Consider the following 17,056-nt stretch of genomic DNA (forward strand, 5'->3'; position numbering starts at 1 on the left):
CGTCAGAGCACCGGGGTGAAGCCGGCGACGGACGTCTGCAGCTCGGCCAGCAGGCCGCCCCAGAGCCCACTGACGAGCAGGAGGCCGACAGCCACCATGAGCGCGCCGCCCGCGACCTGGATCACGCGCGTGTGCCTGCGCAGCCAGCCGAGCGCACGGACGGCCCGGGACGCGCCCAGAGCGATCAGCACGAACGGCAGCCCGAGCCCGGCGCAGTAGGCCAGCGTGAGCACGACGCCACGCAGGGAGCCCCCACCCGTGCCCGCCGCCACCGCGACGACACCGGCGAGCGTCGGCCCGATGCACGGGACCCAGCCCAGGCCGAACACCGCTCCGAGCAGCGGCGCGCCCCACACCCCGGCGCGCGGCACCCAGTGCACGCGCCGCTCGTTCTGCAGCACGGGGATGAGCCCGACGAACGCCAGCCCCATCACGATCATCACGACGCCGCCCACCCGCTGCAGCAGCGCCTGGTTGTCCACCAGCGCGTCGGAGAGCCAGACGACGCCCACCAGGATGACTCCGAAGACGACCGTGAACCCGGCGACGAAGAGCGCCGCCGCCCCGGCGACGCGCCACCGGCCGGCCTGCCGCTGCCGGACCTCGGCGAGCGTGGCGGGCGGGGCGTCGGCGCCGACCAGCCCCGCCAGGTACGCGAGGTAACCGGGGACGAGCGGGACCACGCACGGGGACGCGAAGCTCACGGCACCTGCCAACACCGCGACCGCCACTGCGAGCAGCAGCGGGCCGGAGACCGCGAGAGTGGTCGTGGGGTCCATCACCGACGAGAGTAAGCCTGGCCCGTCGCATCCCGCGCACCGGGTTCTACAACGTGTAGTGAAAAGCCGTGATTCAGACCGGGCGGCCGAACCGGCGCCCCGCGCAGGTCAGGCGGGCTCCGCCTGCAGCCGCTGGATCACCGGCGCGAGCTCGCTCACCCGGACCGTCGTCAGGTACACGGCGGCCACGCGGTGCTGCCGGTCGAGCACCAGCGTGGACGGCACGGTGTTGCGGGGGTACCCGCGCAGCGCCGCCAGGGTGCGGCCAGGAGCGTCGAAGATCGAGTCGAAGGTGACGCCCCGGTCGCGCACGAAGTCGGTGGCGGCGTCGCGGTCGTCCCGCACGTCGATGCCGAGCACGGCCGCCCCGGTCTGCTCCTGCACGGACTGCAGCTGCGGCATCTCCGCGCGGCACGGGCCGCACCACGAGCCCCAGATGTTGAGGACCACGACCTTCCCGGCGTAGTCGTCCAGGCCGACCGTGGTGCCCTCATGCAGCAGGCTGTCCCCGCTGATGCCGGCCGCCTTGCCGCGGCTCGCCGGCGGATCGTAGAAGATCGTGGTCTTGCCGCCCGGTGCGACGAACTCGAAGTTCCCGGTCTGGGCCACCGCATCCTTGGTGCCGGCGCAGCCCGCGAGCAGCAGCAACAGCGCGACGCCGACTGCGATCCAGATCCGTCTCATGCGCCCGTCTGCCCTGGCTCGCTGCCTCCGGCCGGCTCGCTGTAGCGCAGCTGGGTCAGCTCGGTGCCGGTGAACACCAGCGACGTCAGCGACGCGAGCGAGCACTGGCGCCTGCGGGGGTCGTGCCACAGCCGCTGACCGGTGACGAACCGGCGCAGCGTCCAGATCGGGAGCTGGTGGGAGACGCACAGCGCCTCGTGGCCCTCCGCAGCCGCCCGTGCGCGGTGTACGGCGGCGAGCATCCGGTGCGCGATCTGCAGGTACGGCTCGCCCCATGACGGCGTGAACGGGTCACGCAGCAGCGGCCAGTACCGCGGGACGCGCAGGGCGCCGCCACCGACCGAGACCGTCTTGCCCTCGAACCGGTTGGCCGCCTCGATGAGCCCGTCGTCGGTGAAGATCTGCAGGCCGTGGGAGGCCGCGACCGGGCCCGCGGTCTCCTGCGCGCGCTGCAGCGGAGAGGCGTACAGGGCGGTGATGTCGGCGTCGGTCAGCGCCTTCGCCACGATCTCGGCCTGGTTGCGCCCGTGCTCGGACAGGTGGAACCCGGGCAGCCTGCCGTAGAGGACGCCGCCCGGGTTGTGCACCTCGCCGTGGCGCAGCAGATGCACCACCGTCCGCACGTCGGTCACGCGCCTGCCCCCGCCGCTGACCGGCGCACCAGGTGCGTCACTGTCCCGCCTCCGCGGGGGCGGTGGCCGTGGCCGCCGCCCTGGCCGCAGCCGGCATGGCCGCCTCGATCGCCGACCAGGAGTCCTCGTCCAGGGCCGCGGAGACGAACCACGCCTCGAACGCGCTGGGCGGGGCGTACACGCCCCGTTCCAGCAGCGCGTGGAAGAACGCCGGGAACCGCCAGGTCGCCGCGGCCTGCGCCGCGGCGTAGTCGTGCACCTCGTCGTCGGTGAAGAACACCGACAGCAGGTTGCCCGCGAACTGGACGTGGTGGGGCACGCCCTCGGCGCGGAGCGCGTCACCGATCACCGCGCCGAGCCGGGCGGCGTTCGCGTCCAGCGCCGCGTAGACCTCGGCGGTGGCGTTGCGCAATGTGGCCAGCCCGGCGGCGACGGCGACGGGGTTCCCCGACAACGTCCCGGCCTGGTAGACGGGCCCGGCGGGCGCGAGGTGCGACATGAGTGCGGTGGAGCCACCGAACGCGGCCGCCGGCAGCCCACCCGACATGACCTTGCCGAACGTGTAGAGGTCGCCCGCCACCCCGTCGAGACCGAACCAGCCGGCGGGAGACACGCGGAACCCGGTCATCACCTCGTCGACGACGAGCAGCGCGCCGTGCGCGTGGCAGACCTCCAGGAGCCCGGCGTTGAAGCCCGGCCTCGGCGGGATCGCCCCCATGTTCCCGGCCGCCGCCTCGGTGATGACACAGGCGATCTCGCTGCCGCGCTCGGCGAACACGGCGCGGACGGCCTCGAGGTCGTTGTAGGGCAGCACCACGGTGTCGGCGGCCTGGGCGCCGGTGACGCCGGGGCTGGTCGGCAGGCCCAGCGTGGCGACACCGGAGCCCGCCTGGGCGAGCAACGCGTCGACGTGGCCGTGGTAGCAGCCGGCGAACTTGACGATCACCCGCCGACCCGTGATGCCGCGGGCGAGCCGGATCGCGCTCATCGTGGCCTCGGTGCCGGAGTTGACCAGCCGCACCTGCTCCACGGGCCCGACCCGGCCGATGATCTCCTCGGCCAGCTCGATCTCGCCCGGCGTCGGAGCGCCGAAGGAGAGCCCGTCGCCCGCCGCCGTGCGCACGGCGTCGACGACGGCGGGGTGCGCGTGGCCGAGGATCATCGGGCCCCACGAGCTGATGAGGTCGACGTAGCGGTTGCCGTCGGCGTCGGTGAGCCACGGACCCGTGGCGGACACCATGAAGCGTGGCGTGCCGCCGACCGACGTGAACGCCCGGACCGGGCTGTTCACCCCGCCGGGAATCGCGGCGCACGCGCGCTCGAACAGCTGACGGGACATGTCGGCGCCCGTACCGGTGACGGCCGAGGTTGGCGAGCTTCCCACGTCCGCCAGTCTTACACCGGGTCGCGACGGGCCGGTGGGCGGTGGGCCGATCAGCGGCGGGACGCGTAGAAGCGACGAGCCTCCGGCATGAACAGGATGACCGTGCCTGCCACCGCGAGGATCGTCACCGCCACCGTGAAGAGCAGGCTGGAGTTGTCGGCGCTGAGGCCGGTGAACACGGTGCTCAACGCCAGCAGGGTGAATCCCGCCGTCATGATCGCGACGATGATCCGGGCCCAGTTGTGCCCGAGGAAGGCCAGCACGGCGAAGCCGATGTAGAGCACGGCGATGACGAGGATGACCGCGCCGACGATGCGGATGATCTCTGCCGCCGAGACGCCTGCCTCCTCCAGCTGGCGGGTCTGGGCGGCGTCGAAGAGCTGCGCGCCGTTCTCCGCCGCCACGACGAGCACGAGCCCGAGCCCGAGGAACGGCAGCGAGCTGAGGATCAGCATCAGCAACGACAGGATCATGACCCGCGGGCGTGGGACCGGGGCGTCGTCGTCCTTGTCCGGACCCGTGGGATACGAGGACGTGCCGTACGGGTTGTACGCGTAGGAGCCCTGGCCACCGTAGGGCTGGCCGCCCGGGTAGGGCTGCTGGCCTCCGTAGGGGCTCTGGCCGTACGGGCCGCCCCCGTACTGGGGCTGCTGGCCGTACGGCTGCCCGCCGTACTGACCGGGCTGGCCGTACTGGCCCGGCTGCCCGCCGTACTGGCCCGTCTGCCCGTACTGCCCGGGCTGGCCGTACGCACCCGGCTGCTGGCCGTACTGGCCCGGCTGCCCGCCGTACTGACCGGGCTGCTCGCCGTACTGGCCGGGCGGCGCCTCGCTCTGACCGCCCTCCCCCGGTGGGGTGGACGGCGCCGGCTGTTGCGCGTCCTGGCCGTCGCGAGGGGCGTCGTCGGGCCGGCCCCCGCGCTGCGGGTCGGACGGTGTGGTCACGGCGCTACCGTAAGGCCGGGTCTGATCTGCTGTCCACGCACCTCAGCGGCGATGATGGATGTCCTCCGACATGCGGACCACGGCGTAGTAGAACTCGAGCGTGATGCGGAACAACGTCAGGTAGAACAGCGCGACGATCGCTCCGAGGATCAGCACGAGCAGCCCGTACCCGACGCTCTGGGTGAAGGCGGCGATGACGAAGCCGATGTACGCCAGGCCGAGGAGCACCAGGCCGACGACGTAGATCACCTTCACCACGGCAGGTGTGGCGAAGCTGTTGAACCGGAAGTCGAACAACGCCGCGAAGAAGCCCTTGGCCTGCGCTTGAGGGCTTCCACCCCCACCGGGTCCGTAGCCGCCGGAGGGGTCGCCGTACGGCGGCTGCCCGGGAGGAGGACCCCAGCCCTGGGCAGGTTGCTGGCCGTAGCCACCCGGGTAGGGCGGCGGCTGCTGTCCCCCGGACCAGCTCTGGCCGCCGGGCGGCTGGGGCTGATCGCCGGGGTTCCCGGGGTCGTACGTCATCGCGAGCCCTCCACAATTGATCACGCGGGCCGCGATCCTATCGCCGAGAACGGTCACAACACGGGGTTTCGGACATGCCCGAGCATTGCGAACCGGTCACGACCGCACGTTTCACTCCGTGGAGAGCCTGGCCGCCACCTCGGTGGCCCAGTAGGTGAGCACGATGTCCGCGCCGGCGCGCCGGATGGAGGTGAGCGTCTCGAGCACCGTGCGGTCGCGGTCGAGCCACCCGTTGGCCGCCGCCGCCTCCACCATCGCGTACTCGCCCGACACCTGGTAGGCCGCCACCGGCACGTCGGCCGTCTCGGCCACGGCACGCAGCACGTCGAGGTAGGCCAGCGCGGGCTTGACCATCACCAGGTCCGCCCCCTCCTCCAGGTCGAGCGCGAGCTCGCGCAGCGCCTCCCGCACGTTGGGGCCGTCCTGCTGGTAGGTCTTGCGGTCCCCGCGCAGCTGCGACTCCACGGCCTCGCGGAACGGCCCGTAGAACGCCGAGGAGTACTTCACGCTGTACGCGAGGATGCCGGCGTCGACGTGGCCTGCGGCGTCGAGCGCCTCCCGGATCACCCCGACCTGGCCGTCCATCATCCCGCTGGGGCCGAGCAGGTGCGCCCCGGCCTCGGCCTGCGCGACGGCCATCTCGGCGTAGACGGCGAGGGTGGCGTCGTTGTCCACGCGGCCCTCCGCGTCGAGCACACCGCAGTGGCCGTGGTCGGTGAACTCGTCGAGGCAGGTGTCGGCCATCAGCACGGTGGCGTCCCCCACCTCGGCTCTGACGTCGCGCAGGGCGACGTTGAGCACGCCGTCCGGGTCGACGCCCGCCGAGCCGGTGGCGTCGCGCCGCTCGGGCACGCCGAAGAGCATCAGCCCGCCCACACCCGCGGCGACGGCCTCGGCGGCCGCCTTCCGCAACGAGTCACGCGTGTGCTGGACGACGCCGGGCATCGACGCGATCGGCACCGGCTCGCTCGCGCCCTCCTTGACGAACATCGGCAGCACGAGGTGGCGGGGACGCAGGTCCGTCTCGGCGACGAGCCGGCGCAGGGCCGGGGTGGTCCGCAGCCGCCGCGGCCGATGGGTGGGGAAGGCCATGAGGCCACCCTACGACCGCCCCGAACCCCGAGGGGGCCCCACCCGGAAGTCAGGAAAGCCACTTTCCTGCCCGGAGAGGGCCTGAAAGTGGCTTTCCTGAACTTGTGATCGGGCCCCGCCGGGGGGTGGGTCAGCGGCGGCGGGCCTTCGCCTTCTTCGGGGGCGGGAGTGCGCCTTCCGCCCGCAGGCGGGCGGCGTGTGCCGCCAGCGCGTCGACCAGTGCCGGCACGCGGGCCTCGTCGGGCTGCACGTCGACGCGCAGGCCGAACTCGCGGGCCGTCTCGGCCGTCTGTGGGCCGATGCACGCGACGATGGTGCGGGCGTGCGGCTTGCCGGCGATCCCGACCAGGTTGCGCACCGTGGACGAGGACGTGAAGCACACGGCGTCGAACCCACCGGTCTTGATCGCCTCGCGGATCGGGGCGGGCGGCGGTGCCGCGCGCACCGTGCGGTACGCGGTGACGTCGTCGATCTCCCAGCCCCGGTCGCGCAGGCCCGCGGCGAGCGTCTCGGTGGCGATGTCGGCGCGGGGCAGGAGCACGCGGTCGACCGGGTCGAGGATGTCGTCGTAGGGCGGGAAGACCCCCAGCAGTCCCTCGGACGAGGACTCCTGCGACTCCTCGGCCGACGGCACCAGCTCGGGCACGATGCCGAAGCTGCGCACCTTCTCGGCGGTGGCCGAGCCGACACAGGCGATCTTGACGCCGGAGAACGCGCGGGCGTCGAGACCGAACTCGGCGAACTTCTCCCACACGGCACGGACGGCGTTGGTGGAGGTGAAGACCACCCACTGGTAGCGCCCGTCGACCAGGCCCTTGACCGCCCGCTCCATCTGCGTGGGCGAGCGCGGCGGCTCGACGGCGATCGTCGGCACCTCCTCGGCGGTGGCGCCGTGCACGGCCAGCCGGTCGCTCATCGCGCCCGCCTGGTCCTTGGTGCGGGGCACCAGCACGCGCCATCCGTACAGCGCGCGGGACTCCCACCAGGACAGCTCGTTGCGCAGCCCAACCTCGGCGCCGACGGTGACGACCAGCGGGCCCTCGAGGTCGGATGCCTCCGACACCATGGTGGCGAGGGTGGCCTGCACCGACTTCTGCGTCGTCGTGGTGCCGCTCGCGGTGACCGCGACCGGCGTCTGCGCGGCGAGACCGTGCTCGGTGAGGGAGCTCACCACCTCGGACAGGTGCGACGGGGAGGCGTGCAGCACCATGGTGCCCGGAGCGGCGGCGAGCCGGGCCCAGTCGACACCGGCGCGGACGTCGGCCTCGATGTGCGCCGAGCCCAGCGGCACGCCGGCGTAGGCGGGCACGGCCGTGCCGGCAGGCACACCGGGCACGACGTCGAACGCCACCTCGGCGCCGGCCACCGCGATGGCCTCCTGCACCACCGAGTCGACGGTCAGCGGGTCACCGCTGACCAGCCTCGTGACGGTGCGGCCGGAGCGGGCCTCGGCGACCAGGTCGCGCGCGACGTCGGCGGGCTGGCCGACCGCGGGCCGTACCTCGGCTCCGTCGGCGACCAGCGCCAGGATCGCCTCGGGAACGTCCGGATCGGTGACGATCAGCGGCGCGTTCGCGATGGCCTCCCGCGCGCGGATTGTCAGCAGGCCGGGATCGCCGGGGCCACTGCCCACGAACGCGACCCGTCCTGGGGTACTCGGTGCTCGGTTCATCAGATCTCCCGATCCAGCGGTTCTCCGAGGGCTGCGGGGCCCCCCATGTCGAGAAGCTCGACGGCCAGAGCCGCCCCGAGCTTCTCGGCGTCGTCCATGTTTCCGGTGACGGAGGCGCGAAGGAGCGCCCCGTCGGTCGTGCCGACGACGGCGCGCAACGACACGCGGTCGACCACGCGTCCCTCGTCGTCCCCCCCGGCAGAGCCGGAGATCGGTTCCCAGTCGGACACCACGTCTGCCAGCGCGCCGACCGGCGCGCTGCATCCTGCCTCCAGGGTGGCCAGCACCGCACGCTCGGCGGTGACGGCGGCCCGGGTGAACTCGTCGTCGAGCGCCAGTGCGAGCGCACGACCCAACTCCAGAGCGTCGGCCCGGCACTCGATCGCCAGCGCACCCTGGGCGGGGCAAGGCAGCATCTGCAGCGGGTCGAGCAGCTCGGTGGCCTCGTCGATCCGGCCCAGCCTGCGCAGCCCGGCGGCGGCCACGACCACGGCGTCGAGCTCACCGGCGTGGACCTTGCCGACCCGGGTGTCCACGTTGCCCCGGATCGGGACGACCCGGAGCCCGAGGCCGAGCGCGTGCAGCTGAGCCCGGCGCCGGGCGGAGCCGGTGCCGACAGTGGCACCGGGCGGCAGTTCGCCGAGCACCATCCCGTCGCGGGCGACCAGCGCGTCGCGCGGGTCCTCCCGAGGCGGCACGGCCGCCAGGTGCAGCCGCGGATCGGGCGCGGTGGGCAGGTCCTTGAAGGAGTGCACCGCGACGTCGACCTCGCCACGCACCAGCGCTTCGCGCAGGGCCGAGACGAACACGCCGACCCCGAGCTCGGCGACGGGCGCGCTGGAGCGGTCGCCGGTGGTGGCCACCTCGACCAGCTCGGCGGGCATCCCCGCAGCGCGCAACCGCTCGGCGACCAGGCCGGCCTGGGCCATGGCGAGCGTGCTGGGGCGGGTACCGATGCGAAGGGTCATCGGATCGACTCCTCCGGTCCTGGGTTGTCGGACCGGGCCTCCAGCGCGGCGATCACGTCGCCGCTGCGCTGGATGGCCACGGCCGCCGTGGTCTGGGGGTCGAGCTCGAACAGGGCGCGCAGCGCGGCGGCGTAGCTGTCGCCGTCGGGGCCCTCGGCGAGGCGCTTCACCTGGACCGTGGGGGTGTGCAGGAGCTTGTCGACGACGCGCCGGACGCTCCTGGTGAACTCCTCGCGCACGCGGGTGTCCAGATCGGGCAGGCGGGAGTCGAGCCGCAGCAGCTCGGCGTCGATCACGTCGGACGCGCGGCGGCGCAGCGCCGTGACGGTGGGGGTGACCTCGGCGGAGCGCTGGGCGGCGAGGTAGGCCTGCGCCTCCTCGGCCACCAGCTCCTGTGCCGCAGCGACGGCGGCGCCGCGCTCGTCGGACGAGAGCCTGCGCTGCAGCGCGATCAGGTCGATGAGGGTGACGCCGGGGAGTGCGGCGACCCCGGCCTCGACGTCGCGGGGCAGGCCGAGGTCGCAGACGGCGAGCGGGCGCGCGGCCCGGCCGGCCACGGCGGCGGCAACGGTGGCCTGGTCGACCACGGTGCCGACGGCGCCGGTGCACGCGACCATCAGGTCGGCGGCCACCAGCTCGGCGGCCAGCGCGTCCAGGCCTGCCGAGCGTGCCGGGGTGCCCTGCGCGACGGTGTTCTCCACGAGGCGGGCGGCGCGCTCGGGCGAGCGGTTCAGCACCACGATCTCGGCCGCCCCGGCGCGCCGCAGGTGGGCGGAGGCCAGCGCACCCATCGCGCCTGCGCCGACGACCACGGCCCGGCGGCCCTCCAGGCTCCCGCCCAGCGCGGCGGACGCATCGGCGAGTGCCTCGGAGACGACGGAGGCGCCCGCGGCGTCGATGCCGGTGCTGGCGTGCACCCGCTTGCCCACCCGCAGTGCGTGCTGGGCGAGCTCGTGCAGCACGCGGCCGACGGTGCCCGCCTCGTCGGCGGCGGCGTACGCGCTGCGCAGCTGGCCGAGGATCTGCGCCTCGCCGACCACCATCGAGTCGAGACCGGAGGAGACGGCGAACAGGTGCTGCACCGCCGAGCCCGCGTAGTGGACGTAGACGTGCTCGGTGAACTCGGCCAGCGGCATCGCGGCGTGCCGGCTGAGCACCCCCGAGACATCGGCGAGACCACCGTGGAAGGCGTCGACGACCGCGTAGACCTCGATGCGGTTGCACGTGGACAGCAGCACGGCCTCGGAGACGTGCGTGCCGTGCAGCATCTCGTCGAGCAGCTTCGGTACCTCGTCGGCCACCACGGCGGCCCGTTCCAGCACCTCCACCGGAGCGCTGCGGTGCGACAGTCCAACAACCAAGACGCTCACGGGAGCATGCCTCCGGAACCGTTCGCCGCGTGCCCGTTGACGCGGCTGTCGAGCGTGGCCGTGTCCTGCCCGGCCAGGTGTTTGCGTGCCACGTGGAACGCCAGGATCTGCAGCTCGACCGCCAGGTCGACCTTGCGGACCTCGACCTCCGGTGGCACCTGGAGCACCACCGGGGCGAAGTTGAGTATGCAGCGGACGCCGCTGCCGACGAGCAGGTCGCACACGCCCTGGGCCGCGGGGCCCGGGGTGGCGATCATGCCGATGGTGACCCCGCGCTCGGCGCAGATCTCCGGGATCGACCGGACGTGTTCGACGATGATGCCGTTGATGTGGATCCCGACCAGGTCGGGGTCCACATCGAACAGTGCCGTGACCGGGAACCCGCGCCCCCCGAAGCCGCTGTAGCCGGCCAGTGCGTGGCCCAGGTTGCCCACCCCGACCAGCGCGACGGCCTGCAGGTGGTCCAGCCCGAGCGTGCGCTCGAGCTGGCGGACCAGCGCGGCGATCTCGTATCCGACCCCGCGGATGCCGTAGGAGCCGATGTAGGACAGGTCCTTGCGCAGCTTCGCCGGGTTCACCCCGGTGGCGGCGGCGAGCTCGTCGCTCGACACGGTCTCGGAACCCTGCTCGGCGAGCTCACCGAGCATCCGGAGGTAGACGGCGAGCCGGGCGACACTGGCCTCGGGGATGGACCGCAGGCTCGCGGCGGCCGCGTCCTCGGAGCCGGCCTGCGGCGGCTTCGTCACGCTCACGTCTCCTCGATGGTGCTGTACTCGGATTTTGCTGCGTCACGGGCGACCCGAACCACACACCCCACGGAGCCGAGTGCACCCGGCCGAGTAACCCCGGGATCGGGCGTTGACGGCGACTGGAATACACGGTAGTCGCTTGTGAAGGCACGCACAAAGTTGCGATCTTGAACCTGATCGTGCTCGGCCGGGTACTTCCCCGGTCACGACCGGTGGTCGCCTCGTGACGCCCGCTCATCGTGCTCACCTCGGGCGGCGGGCAACCGGTGCCGATGATCGGGACCATCCCCTCCGCGAGGCCGGAACCGGGCTCAACCGGCCGGCCGGAGCACCCTGTCGACCACGAAGACGGTGGCGTTCGCCGTGGGGAGGTTGCCGCAGACGACCGCAGCCTGCGTGCCGTCCCCGCTGGTCACGGTGGGTGCGGCGGCGGGTCCGCCGATCGTGACCGTACCGCCGGCGAGCTCGGTGGTCTGCCCGGCGGCCACCAGGCCCGCCGCGTCGTAGCGCTGCGGGACCACGTAGTACGACAGCAGGGTCGCGAGCTGCTGCGGGTCGGCGAGCAACCGGGTGAAGGCCTGGTCACCCATGGTGGCCTTCGCCTGGTCGAACGCGGCATTGGACGGAGCGAAGAGAGTGATCGACTTCTGTGCGTTCAGCGCATCGGCCAGACCGGGTACCGCCCCGATCGCGCTCACCAGCGTGGTCAGCTGCGGGTTGGTGGCGATGGCGGCGACCACCGGCTGACCGGCCGTGGCGGCCGGGGAACCGGGAGCGTCTCCCTGCGGCAGCGACGCGCAGCCCGGCCCGAACACCTCCGCCGGGGTGGTGACGCCGTCGTCGGCTGCGGGCGGACCCGGCGCGGCGGAGGTCGGCGCGGCGGCCGGGGCACCGGCCGGCGGGCTGCTGGGAGGCGCCGGGGAACCGCTGCACGCCCCCAGCGCCATGGCCAGTGCCGCCACGGCCCCGACGGCGGCCAGGCGCGGGATGTTTCGCACGGGTGTTCCTCCTCGGACACGTCCCGGTGGGTCGGGACATGTCACCACGACGCCGGTGCCACGCCGGAGGTGGTGCACGTCCGCGGGTGCCGTGCCCGCCGCCGGATACGTCGAACGGCGCGTACGGGGCGGCTGACGGCGGATGGCCGCCGGCACCGGCCGGAACGGCCGACCAGGGCCCGGATCAGGCCACGTTGAAGATCGTCGCAGGCCAGCCCGTCGCCCCGTCCGGCACGACGTCGGCACTCGCCTCCGTCTGCGTCCGGCCTGCCGCGTCGGTGGCACGCGCCTGCACGGTGTGGCTGCCCGGCGCGAGCTGGAAGTCCGTGCGCCACATCCGCCAGGTGTCCCCGCTGACGTCGGTGGCGAGCTCGGCCGGCTGCCAGGCACCCCCGTCCATCCGCACCTCGACCTTGCCGATCCCGGTCGGCTGCGACCACGCGATGCCGGCCACCGTCACCCGGCCGGCCGGCACCGTCGCGTACCCGTTCGGCACGTCGATCCGTGCCTCCGTCTTGATCGGGCCCTGCACCGCCCACCCCCGGTCCACCCAGTAGCTCTGGCCGGCGTCGAAGGTGGTGACCTCCATGTCGGAGATCCACTTGGTCGCCGAGACGTAGCCGTAGAGGCCGGGGACGACCATGCGCACCGGGAAGCCGTGCTCGGGCGGCAGCGCCTCCCCGTTCATGCCGATCGCCAGCATCGCGCCGCGGCCCTGCTCCATCACCACGGAGGTGGGGGTGCCGACGGTGAAGCCGTCGACGCTGGTGGAGAACAGCTGGTCGGCGCCCGGCCGCACGCCCGCCTCCAGCAGGATGTCGCGCAGGTCCACGCCGACGAAGTTCGCGGTCGAGATGAGGTTGCCGCCGACGGGGTTGGAGACGCACGTCATCGTGATCGTGCGCTCCACGAGCGGACGGGCGAACAGGTCGTCGAACCGCAGCACGATCTCCTTGTCGACCATGCCGTGGATGCGCATCGACCACTGCTCCGCGGTCTGCTGGGGGATCCGCAGCGCCACGTCGATCCGGTAGAAGTCCGGGTTCCCGGTGAGGAACGTCGGGGTGCCCAGCTGCGGGAACGCCGCGCTCGCCGGGATCGCGGGCGCGCGCTCGGCCAGCCGGGCCGCCGCGAGCCGAGCCGTCACCGCCTGCCGCGAGTCGGCGGCGCCGCGGCCGAGCAGCTGACCTCCCACGGCCGCTCCGACGGACGCCACGCCCACGGCGGCCGACGAACCGATGAGCACCGTGCGCCGTGACACCCCACCCGCGGTCACCGGCTCGTCCGGCGCCTCCCGGGTGCGCAGCGCGAGCGCGTGCAGCCTCCGGAACACCGTGAGGCCCACGCCCAGCGACGCGAGCGGAGCGAGGACGTCGAGCAGGGCGAACGTGGGTGCGGTGGCCACCGCGAGCAGGCCCAGCACGCCCAGCACCCCGACCACGACGACACCGGGGGTGTGGCTGCGGCGCGAGGCCAGGCCCGCGGCCGCCGCCACGACCAGCATGACCACAGCCATGCCCGCCAGGAGCACGGACTTGTCGGCCGTGCCGAAGGTGGTCTTGGCGAAGTCGGTGAGCCACTCCGGCGCGAACCGGATCACGGTGTCGCCGACCGCCAGGTACGGCGACGACCCCGGCGAGACCACCCCGGCCACCAGGTGCCCGGAGCCGACGGCCGCGGCCACGGCCAGCACCCCGAGCAGAGCGGCGAACCCACGGGAGATGACGGATGGCGCGGGCGATGCCGACTCGGGGAGCGCCGCGGTCGTTGTACTCACAAAAACAGTCTCACCCCGGGACCGGCCGGGGTGCCCCGCAAAATATGACGATCCGCGGACGTCCCCGGCCGGACGCCCGTGGTCCGTCAAGCCGCCGCCCCGCGAGTCGCCCGTTCCGCGCCCGCGAGTCGCCCGTTCTGCGCGCGCGAGTCGCCCGTTCTGCGCGCGCGAGTCGCCCGTTCTGCGCGCGCGAGTCGCCCGTTCCTGCTGCAGGCGGACGCCGTTGCGCAAGCGTGGTGGTCCCGTGTCGCTGTTCCCGGGCGGCCCGATGCCGCGTCATGTGTCCGTGACGCGGTCGGGGGCTCCCGTCCTCACACTCAGGCCAGCGCGGCCCGGAAACGCGTCTCCTCGACGCGCCAGAACCCGTGCTCCCGGCCGTCGATCATGATCACCGGGACGCGGTCGCCGTACTCCTCGCGCAGGTCGGCGTCCGAGTCCACGTCGACCGCCGTCCAGCCGTGGCCGAGCTCTCCGCAGATCCGCGCCACATCGGCCTCCGCCGTGGCGCAGAACGTGCACCCCGCCCTCGTGTACACGACGACCTTCGGCGGCACGCCCCGGTCCGCCGCGGTCACGACTGCCCCGCCAGCTGGCGCCGGGCCACCTTGCCGGTGGGCGTCCTCGGTAGCGCGTCGGTGAACTCGATGACCGTGGGGACCTTGAACCGGGCCAGCCGCTCGACGCAGTGCGCGCGCACGTCCTCCTCGGTCAGCTCGGCGCCGGCGGCCGGCACGACCACCGCTTTCACGGCTTCACCGGTGCGGTCGTCCGGCACCCCGACGACCGCGCCCTCCGCCACCCCCGGCAGCTCCATGAGCACCTTTTCCACCTCCCGCGGGTAGACGTTGAAGCCGTTGACGATCACCACGTCGGACGAGCGGTCGACGAGGTGCAGGTCGCCGTCGGCGTCGAGGAAGCCGACGTCGGCGGTGCGGAACCAGCCCTCGTCGTCCGGACCGCCCTCCCCGTCCGGCCAGTACCCGGAGAACAGGTTGGGTCCGCGCACCGCGACCATCCCGGTGTCGTGCGCGTCGAAGACGTCGCCGTCGAGTCCGAGCTCGAGGTCGAGATCGCCGACGGGATCGTCCGCTTCGTCGGGGTCCCCGGCGTCCGGCTCGGGAGCCTCGCTGAGCGGGACGCCGTCCCGGTCGACGAGCCGCAGCTCGACGCCGGGCAGCGCACGCCCGACCGAGCCGGGCTTGCCGACGCTGTCGACCGTGGTGGTGGTCAGTACGGGGCCTGCCTCGGTGAGGCCGTACCCCTCGACGATGGTCAGCCCGGTGGCCGCCCGGAAGGCGGCGAACCACTCGGCGGGCAGCGGCGCGCCGCCCGAGGTGCACAGCCGGACGCCTGCGGTGGCGGCCCGCAGCTCGTCGGGCGGGAGGTCGAGCAGCGAGCGGAACATCGACGGGACGCCCGCGAGCCCGCTCACCCGGTGCTCGACGAGCACCTCGGCGATGTGGGCGGGCTCGAAGCGCTCCACGAGGACGACGGTGGCGCCGGCCCAGCAGACCTGCAGGAAGCCTGCGGCCAGTCCGAAGACGTGGAACAGGGGCAGCGACAGCAGCACGCGGTCGACGGGGATCACCGGCGCAGGCCGCAGGGCGGCGGTCTGCTCCCGGTTGGCGAGCAGCGCGCGGTGCGAGAGCCGGACGCCGCGCGGGCTGCCCGTCGTGCCCGACGTGTAGATGAGCAGGGCGATGTCCTCGCCGCCCGCGGCGCCGCTCGCCGGTGCCTCGGCCCGCGCTGCGAGATCGGGCGGAGCGATCACCTGCGCGCTGGTGCCGGCCGCACAGGTACGCGCGGTGTCGTCACTCTCTGCAGCCACCACGACGGCCGGACTGCAGTCGGCGAGCACGACCTGCAGCTCCCTCGCCACGCCGATCGGGCCGAACGGAACGGCTACGGCGCCGGCCCGGAGCGCTCCCAGCACGGCCACGCAGAATCCCGCTCCGTTGCCGAGCCGGACAAGCACGCGGTCACCCGCCACGACGCCCGCATCGCGGAGGCGGGCGGCCTCGGCGGAGACGGCGCCGTCCACTTCGGCCCAGGTGAGAGTGATTCCGCTGGTCACGTCCACTATCGCGGCGTGCTCGGGGACCCGGGCCGCCGCCCGGGTCACCAGATCGGCCACATGGGCCTGCGTCCGCTCCTCGGGGAGGTGGCTCGGGCTGTGCACGGTTCTCCAGGGGTCGGCGCGGCGGGCGGGTTCACCTCCCAGAAGTCTGGCAGAACCGTGCGGCGCGGCGACGAGGACGCTCGTCGCAAATGCCCGAGGCGAGTCGAGGACCGACACGCAGTTGCCTGTGACACTGACCGCGGGTAGTTGGCCGCTCACCGGAACGTACCTACGGCGAGCGGTGGTGCGTGCTTCGCCACACAGCACCGGTCGTATGCTCCGCCGCTACACCCGACTCGACGTCCCGACACTCTGTGATCGCCGCGAGACTCACCCAAGGGAGTGGCATGAGAACCGTTGCCGCCAGCACACCGCGGGACGTCCCGCGGCGTCCTGTCCCTCACGGCTACAGGACCAGCCGGGAGTCATGACCCGGTCCTCGCGTCAGCCCCGGCTGCTCCCCACTCAGACCGCCCGTCCCCCGGCGGCTGGAGAGGTAGAAATGCCCCCGACCACCGCTCCCCGCGTCGGCGCTCCCCCCAGGCCGACACGGCCGGCACCAGCCGGCGGCCCGCCGCTCCCCCGCCAACGGCCCTACACCTCGGATGAGCCGGCGCCGTCCGGCGCCGTCCTGAGCCCTTCCGGGCACCCGGCGCACGATCGCGGTGCCGAGCCCCCCGACGACACCGACGGCACGGACGACGCCGTGACCGCGACCGCACGGCACGCCGAGCCGGACCCCCCTGAGGAGGGTGGGGCCTGGGCGCTGGTCAAGGCCTCGCAGAACGGCGACATGGTCGCCTTCGGCCAGCTGTTCGACCGGTACTACGACGTCGTCTTCCGCTACGTGCTCTTCCGGATGGGCGACCGCACGCTCGCCGAGGACATCACGCAGGAGACCTTCGTCCGCGCCCTGCGGCGGATCAGCTCGGTGAGCTACCAGGGCCGGGACATCGGCGCCTGGTTCGTCACGATCGCCCGGAACCTGATCTTCGACCACGTGAAGTCCAGCCGCTACCGGCTGGAGCAGACCACCAACGAGATCATCGAGCTCTCGCCCAGCACCAACGGGCCCGAGCAGCAGGTGTTGGACGGTGCCACCAACGAGGAGCTGCTGCGGTGCGTCCGCAAGCTCAACCCCGACCAGCAGGAGTGCATCCAGCTGCGGTTCCTGCAGGGGCTGTCGGTGGCCGAAACGGCCGAGATGATGGATCGCAACGAGGGAGCCGTCAAGGCTCTTCAGCACCGGGCGGTCCGCCGGCTCGCCCAGTTGCTACCGGAGGGCCTCCGATGAATGGACGCCTTATCGCGCACAGCACCCAGAGCGTTACAGGTGCGGCGAATGAACGACTCAATGCGGTGAACG

At 73.1% G+C, this 17,056-nt stretch carries 16 protein-coding genes; 1 reads left to right on the forward strand and 15 read right to left on the reverse strand.

All coding sequences use genetic code 11. The features are described 5' to 3' along the window. Window positions 1–2: 2 nt before the first annotated feature. The 15 genes from ACQPZA_RS33870 to ACQPZA_RS33940 all read right to left on the reverse strand — a co-directional run bounded on the left by ACQPZA_RS33870 (window position 3) and on the right by ACQPZA_RS33940 (window position 15,750). Window positions 3–779 (reverse strand): cytochrome c biogenesis CcdA family protein, encoded by a 777-nt coding sequence (locus tag ACQPZA_RS33870; protein WP_433276254.1) that lies wholly within the window; start codon window positions 777–779, stop codon window positions 3–5. A 108-nt stretch (window positions 780–887) separates the two neighbouring features. Beyond that, the gene (locus ACQPZA_RS33875) at window positions 888–1,463 is read right to left on the reverse strand and encodes a TlpA family protein disulfide reductase (RefSeq protein ID WP_169400324.1); all 576 of its coding nucleotides are present in this window, start codon (window positions 1,461–1,463) and stop codon (window positions 888–890) included. After that, on the reverse strand, window positions 1,460–2,086 hold the full coding sequence (locus tag ACQPZA_RS33880) for a histidine phosphatase family protein (protein WP_433283097.1): 627 nt from the start codon (window positions 2,084–2,086) through the stop codon (window positions 1,460–1,462). Before ACQPZA_RS33880 ends, ACQPZA_RS33875 begins: the two co-directional genes overlap by 4 nt. 46 nt (window positions 2,087–2,132) lie before the next feature. After that, window positions 2,133–3,434 carry a glutamate-1-semialdehyde 2,1-aminomutase gene (gene hemL / locus ACQPZA_RS33885; protein WP_433283099.1) on the reverse strand — a complete coding sequence of 434 codons (1,302 nt, stop codon included), beginning with the start codon at window positions 3,432–3,434 and terminating at the stop codon, window positions 2,133–2,135. A gap of 95 nt (window positions 3,435–3,529) precedes the next feature. Next, a complete protein-coding gene (locus ACQPZA_RS33890; protein ID WP_433276256.1) occupies window positions 3,530–4,423 on the reverse strand; it encodes a hypothetical protein in 894 nt (297 codons plus the stop codon). Between the two features lie 42 nt (window positions 4,424–4,465). Beyond that, complete coding sequence (locus ACQPZA_RS33895; RefSeq protein WP_169400322.1) at window positions 4,466–4,945, reverse strand: DUF4282 domain-containing protein; 480 nt, start codon at window positions 4,943–4,945, stop codon at window positions 4,466–4,468. Between the two features lie 111 nt (window positions 4,946–5,056). Then, on the reverse strand, window positions 5,057–6,037 hold the full coding sequence (gene hemB, locus ACQPZA_RS33900) for a porphobilinogen synthase (protein ID WP_433276258.1): 981 nt from the start codon (window positions 6,035–6,037) through the stop codon (window positions 5,057–5,059). 130 nt (window positions 6,038–6,167) lie between these two features. Beyond that, entirely contained in the window at window positions 6,168–7,709 is a 1,542-nt protein-coding gene (locus ACQPZA_RS33905) for a uroporphyrinogen-III synthase (protein ID WP_433276259.1), read from the reverse strand. Continuing rightward, window positions 7,709–8,677 (reverse strand): hydroxymethylbilane synthase, encoded by a 969-nt coding sequence (gene hemC / locus ACQPZA_RS33910; protein ID WP_433276261.1) that lies wholly within the window; start codon window positions 8,675–8,677, stop codon window positions 7,709–7,711. Before hemC ends, ACQPZA_RS33905 begins: the two co-directional genes overlap by 1 nt. Then, the gene (locus ACQPZA_RS33915) at window positions 8,674–10,047 is read right to left on the reverse strand and encodes a glutamyl-tRNA reductase (RefSeq protein WP_169399272.1); all 1,374 of its coding nucleotides are present in this window, start codon (window positions 10,045–10,047) and stop codon (window positions 8,674–8,676) included. The genes hemC and ACQPZA_RS33915 overlap by 4 nt, the downstream gene beginning before the upstream one ends. Continuing rightward, window positions 10,044–10,793, reverse strand: a complete 750-nt coding sequence (locus ACQPZA_RS33920; protein ID WP_312859453.1) for a redox-sensing transcriptional repressor Rex — start codon at window positions 10,791–10,793, stop codon at window positions 10,044–10,046. The genes ACQPZA_RS33915 and ACQPZA_RS33920 overlap by 4 nt, the downstream gene beginning before the upstream one ends. A gap of 314 nt (window positions 10,794–11,107) precedes the next feature. Further along, on the reverse strand, window positions 11,108–11,794 hold the full coding sequence (locus ACQPZA_RS33925) for a fasciclin domain-containing protein (RefSeq protein ID WP_433276263.1): 687 nt from the start codon (window positions 11,792–11,794) through the stop codon (window positions 11,108–11,110). A gap of 184 nt (window positions 11,795–11,978) precedes the next feature. Continuing rightward, window positions 11,979–13,571: a molybdopterin-dependent oxidoreductase gene (locus ACQPZA_RS33930; RefSeq protein WP_433276265.1), complete on the reverse strand. Its 1,593-nt coding sequence runs from the start codon at window positions 13,569–13,571 to the stop codon at window positions 11,979–11,981. Between the two features lie 317 nt (window positions 13,572–13,888). Further along, window positions 13,889–14,125 (reverse strand): glutaredoxin family protein, encoded by a 237-nt coding sequence (locus tag ACQPZA_RS33935; protein ID WP_433283100.1) that lies wholly within the window; start codon window positions 14,123–14,125, stop codon window positions 13,889–13,891. A gap of 17 nt (window positions 14,126–14,142) precedes the next feature. Beyond that, the gene (locus tag ACQPZA_RS33940; protein WP_433276267.1) at window positions 14,143–15,750 is read right to left on the reverse strand and encodes an AMP-binding protein; all 1,608 of its coding nucleotides are present in this window, start codon (window positions 15,748–15,750) and stop codon (window positions 14,143–14,145) included. Between the two features lie 646 nt (window positions 15,751–16,396). On the opposite strand from ACQPZA_RS33940, the gene ACQPZA_RS33945 reads away from it, so the two are divergent. Further along, window positions 16,397–16,984 carry a sigma-70 family RNA polymerase sigma factor gene (locus tag ACQPZA_RS33945; protein ID WP_433276269.1) on the forward strand — a complete coding sequence of 196 codons (588 nt, stop codon included), beginning with the start codon at window positions 16,397–16,399 and terminating at the stop codon, window positions 16,982–16,984. The last annotated feature ends 72 nt before the right edge of the window (window positions 16,985–17,056 follow it).

Origin of the sequence: Pseudonocardia xinjiangensis (assembly GCF_050948425.1) — a bacterium.
Lineage (GTDB): Bacteria > Actinomycetota > Actinomycetes > Mycobacteriales > Pseudonocardiaceae > Pseudonocardia > Pseudonocardia xinjiangensis.

What these genes read in the sequence shown, in the direction of transcription:
- ACQPZA_RS33870 (WP_433276254.1), bottom strand. Translation starts at nt 779, where the DNA reads ATGGACCCCACGACCACTCTCGCGGTCTCCGGCCCGCTGCTGCTCGCA.
- ACQPZA_RS33875 (WP_169400324.1), bottom strand. Translation starts at nt 1,463, where the DNA reads ATGAGACGGATCTGGATCGCAGTCGGCGTCGCGCTGTTGCTGCTGCTC.
- hemL (WP_433283099.1), bottom strand. Translation starts at nt 3,434, where the DNA reads ATGTCCCGTCAGCTGTTCGAGCGCGCGTGCGCCGCGATTCCCGGCGGG.
- ACQPZA_RS33895 (WP_169400322.1), bottom strand. Translation starts at nt 4,945, where the DNA reads ATGACGTACGACCCCGGGAACCCCGGCGATCAGCCCCAGCCGCCCGGC.
- hemB (WP_433276258.1), bottom strand. Translation starts at nt 6,037, where the DNA reads ATGGCCTTCCCCACCCATCGGCCGCGGCGGCTGCGGACCACCCCGGCC.
- ACQPZA_RS33905 (WP_433276259.1), bottom strand. Translation starts at nt 7,709, where the DNA reads ATGAACCGAGCACCGAGTACCCCAGGACGGGTCGCGTTCGTGGGCAGT.
- hemC (WP_433276261.1), bottom strand. Translation starts at nt 8,677, where the DNA reads ATGACCCTTCGCATCGGTACCCGCCCCAGCACGCTCGCCATGGCCCAG.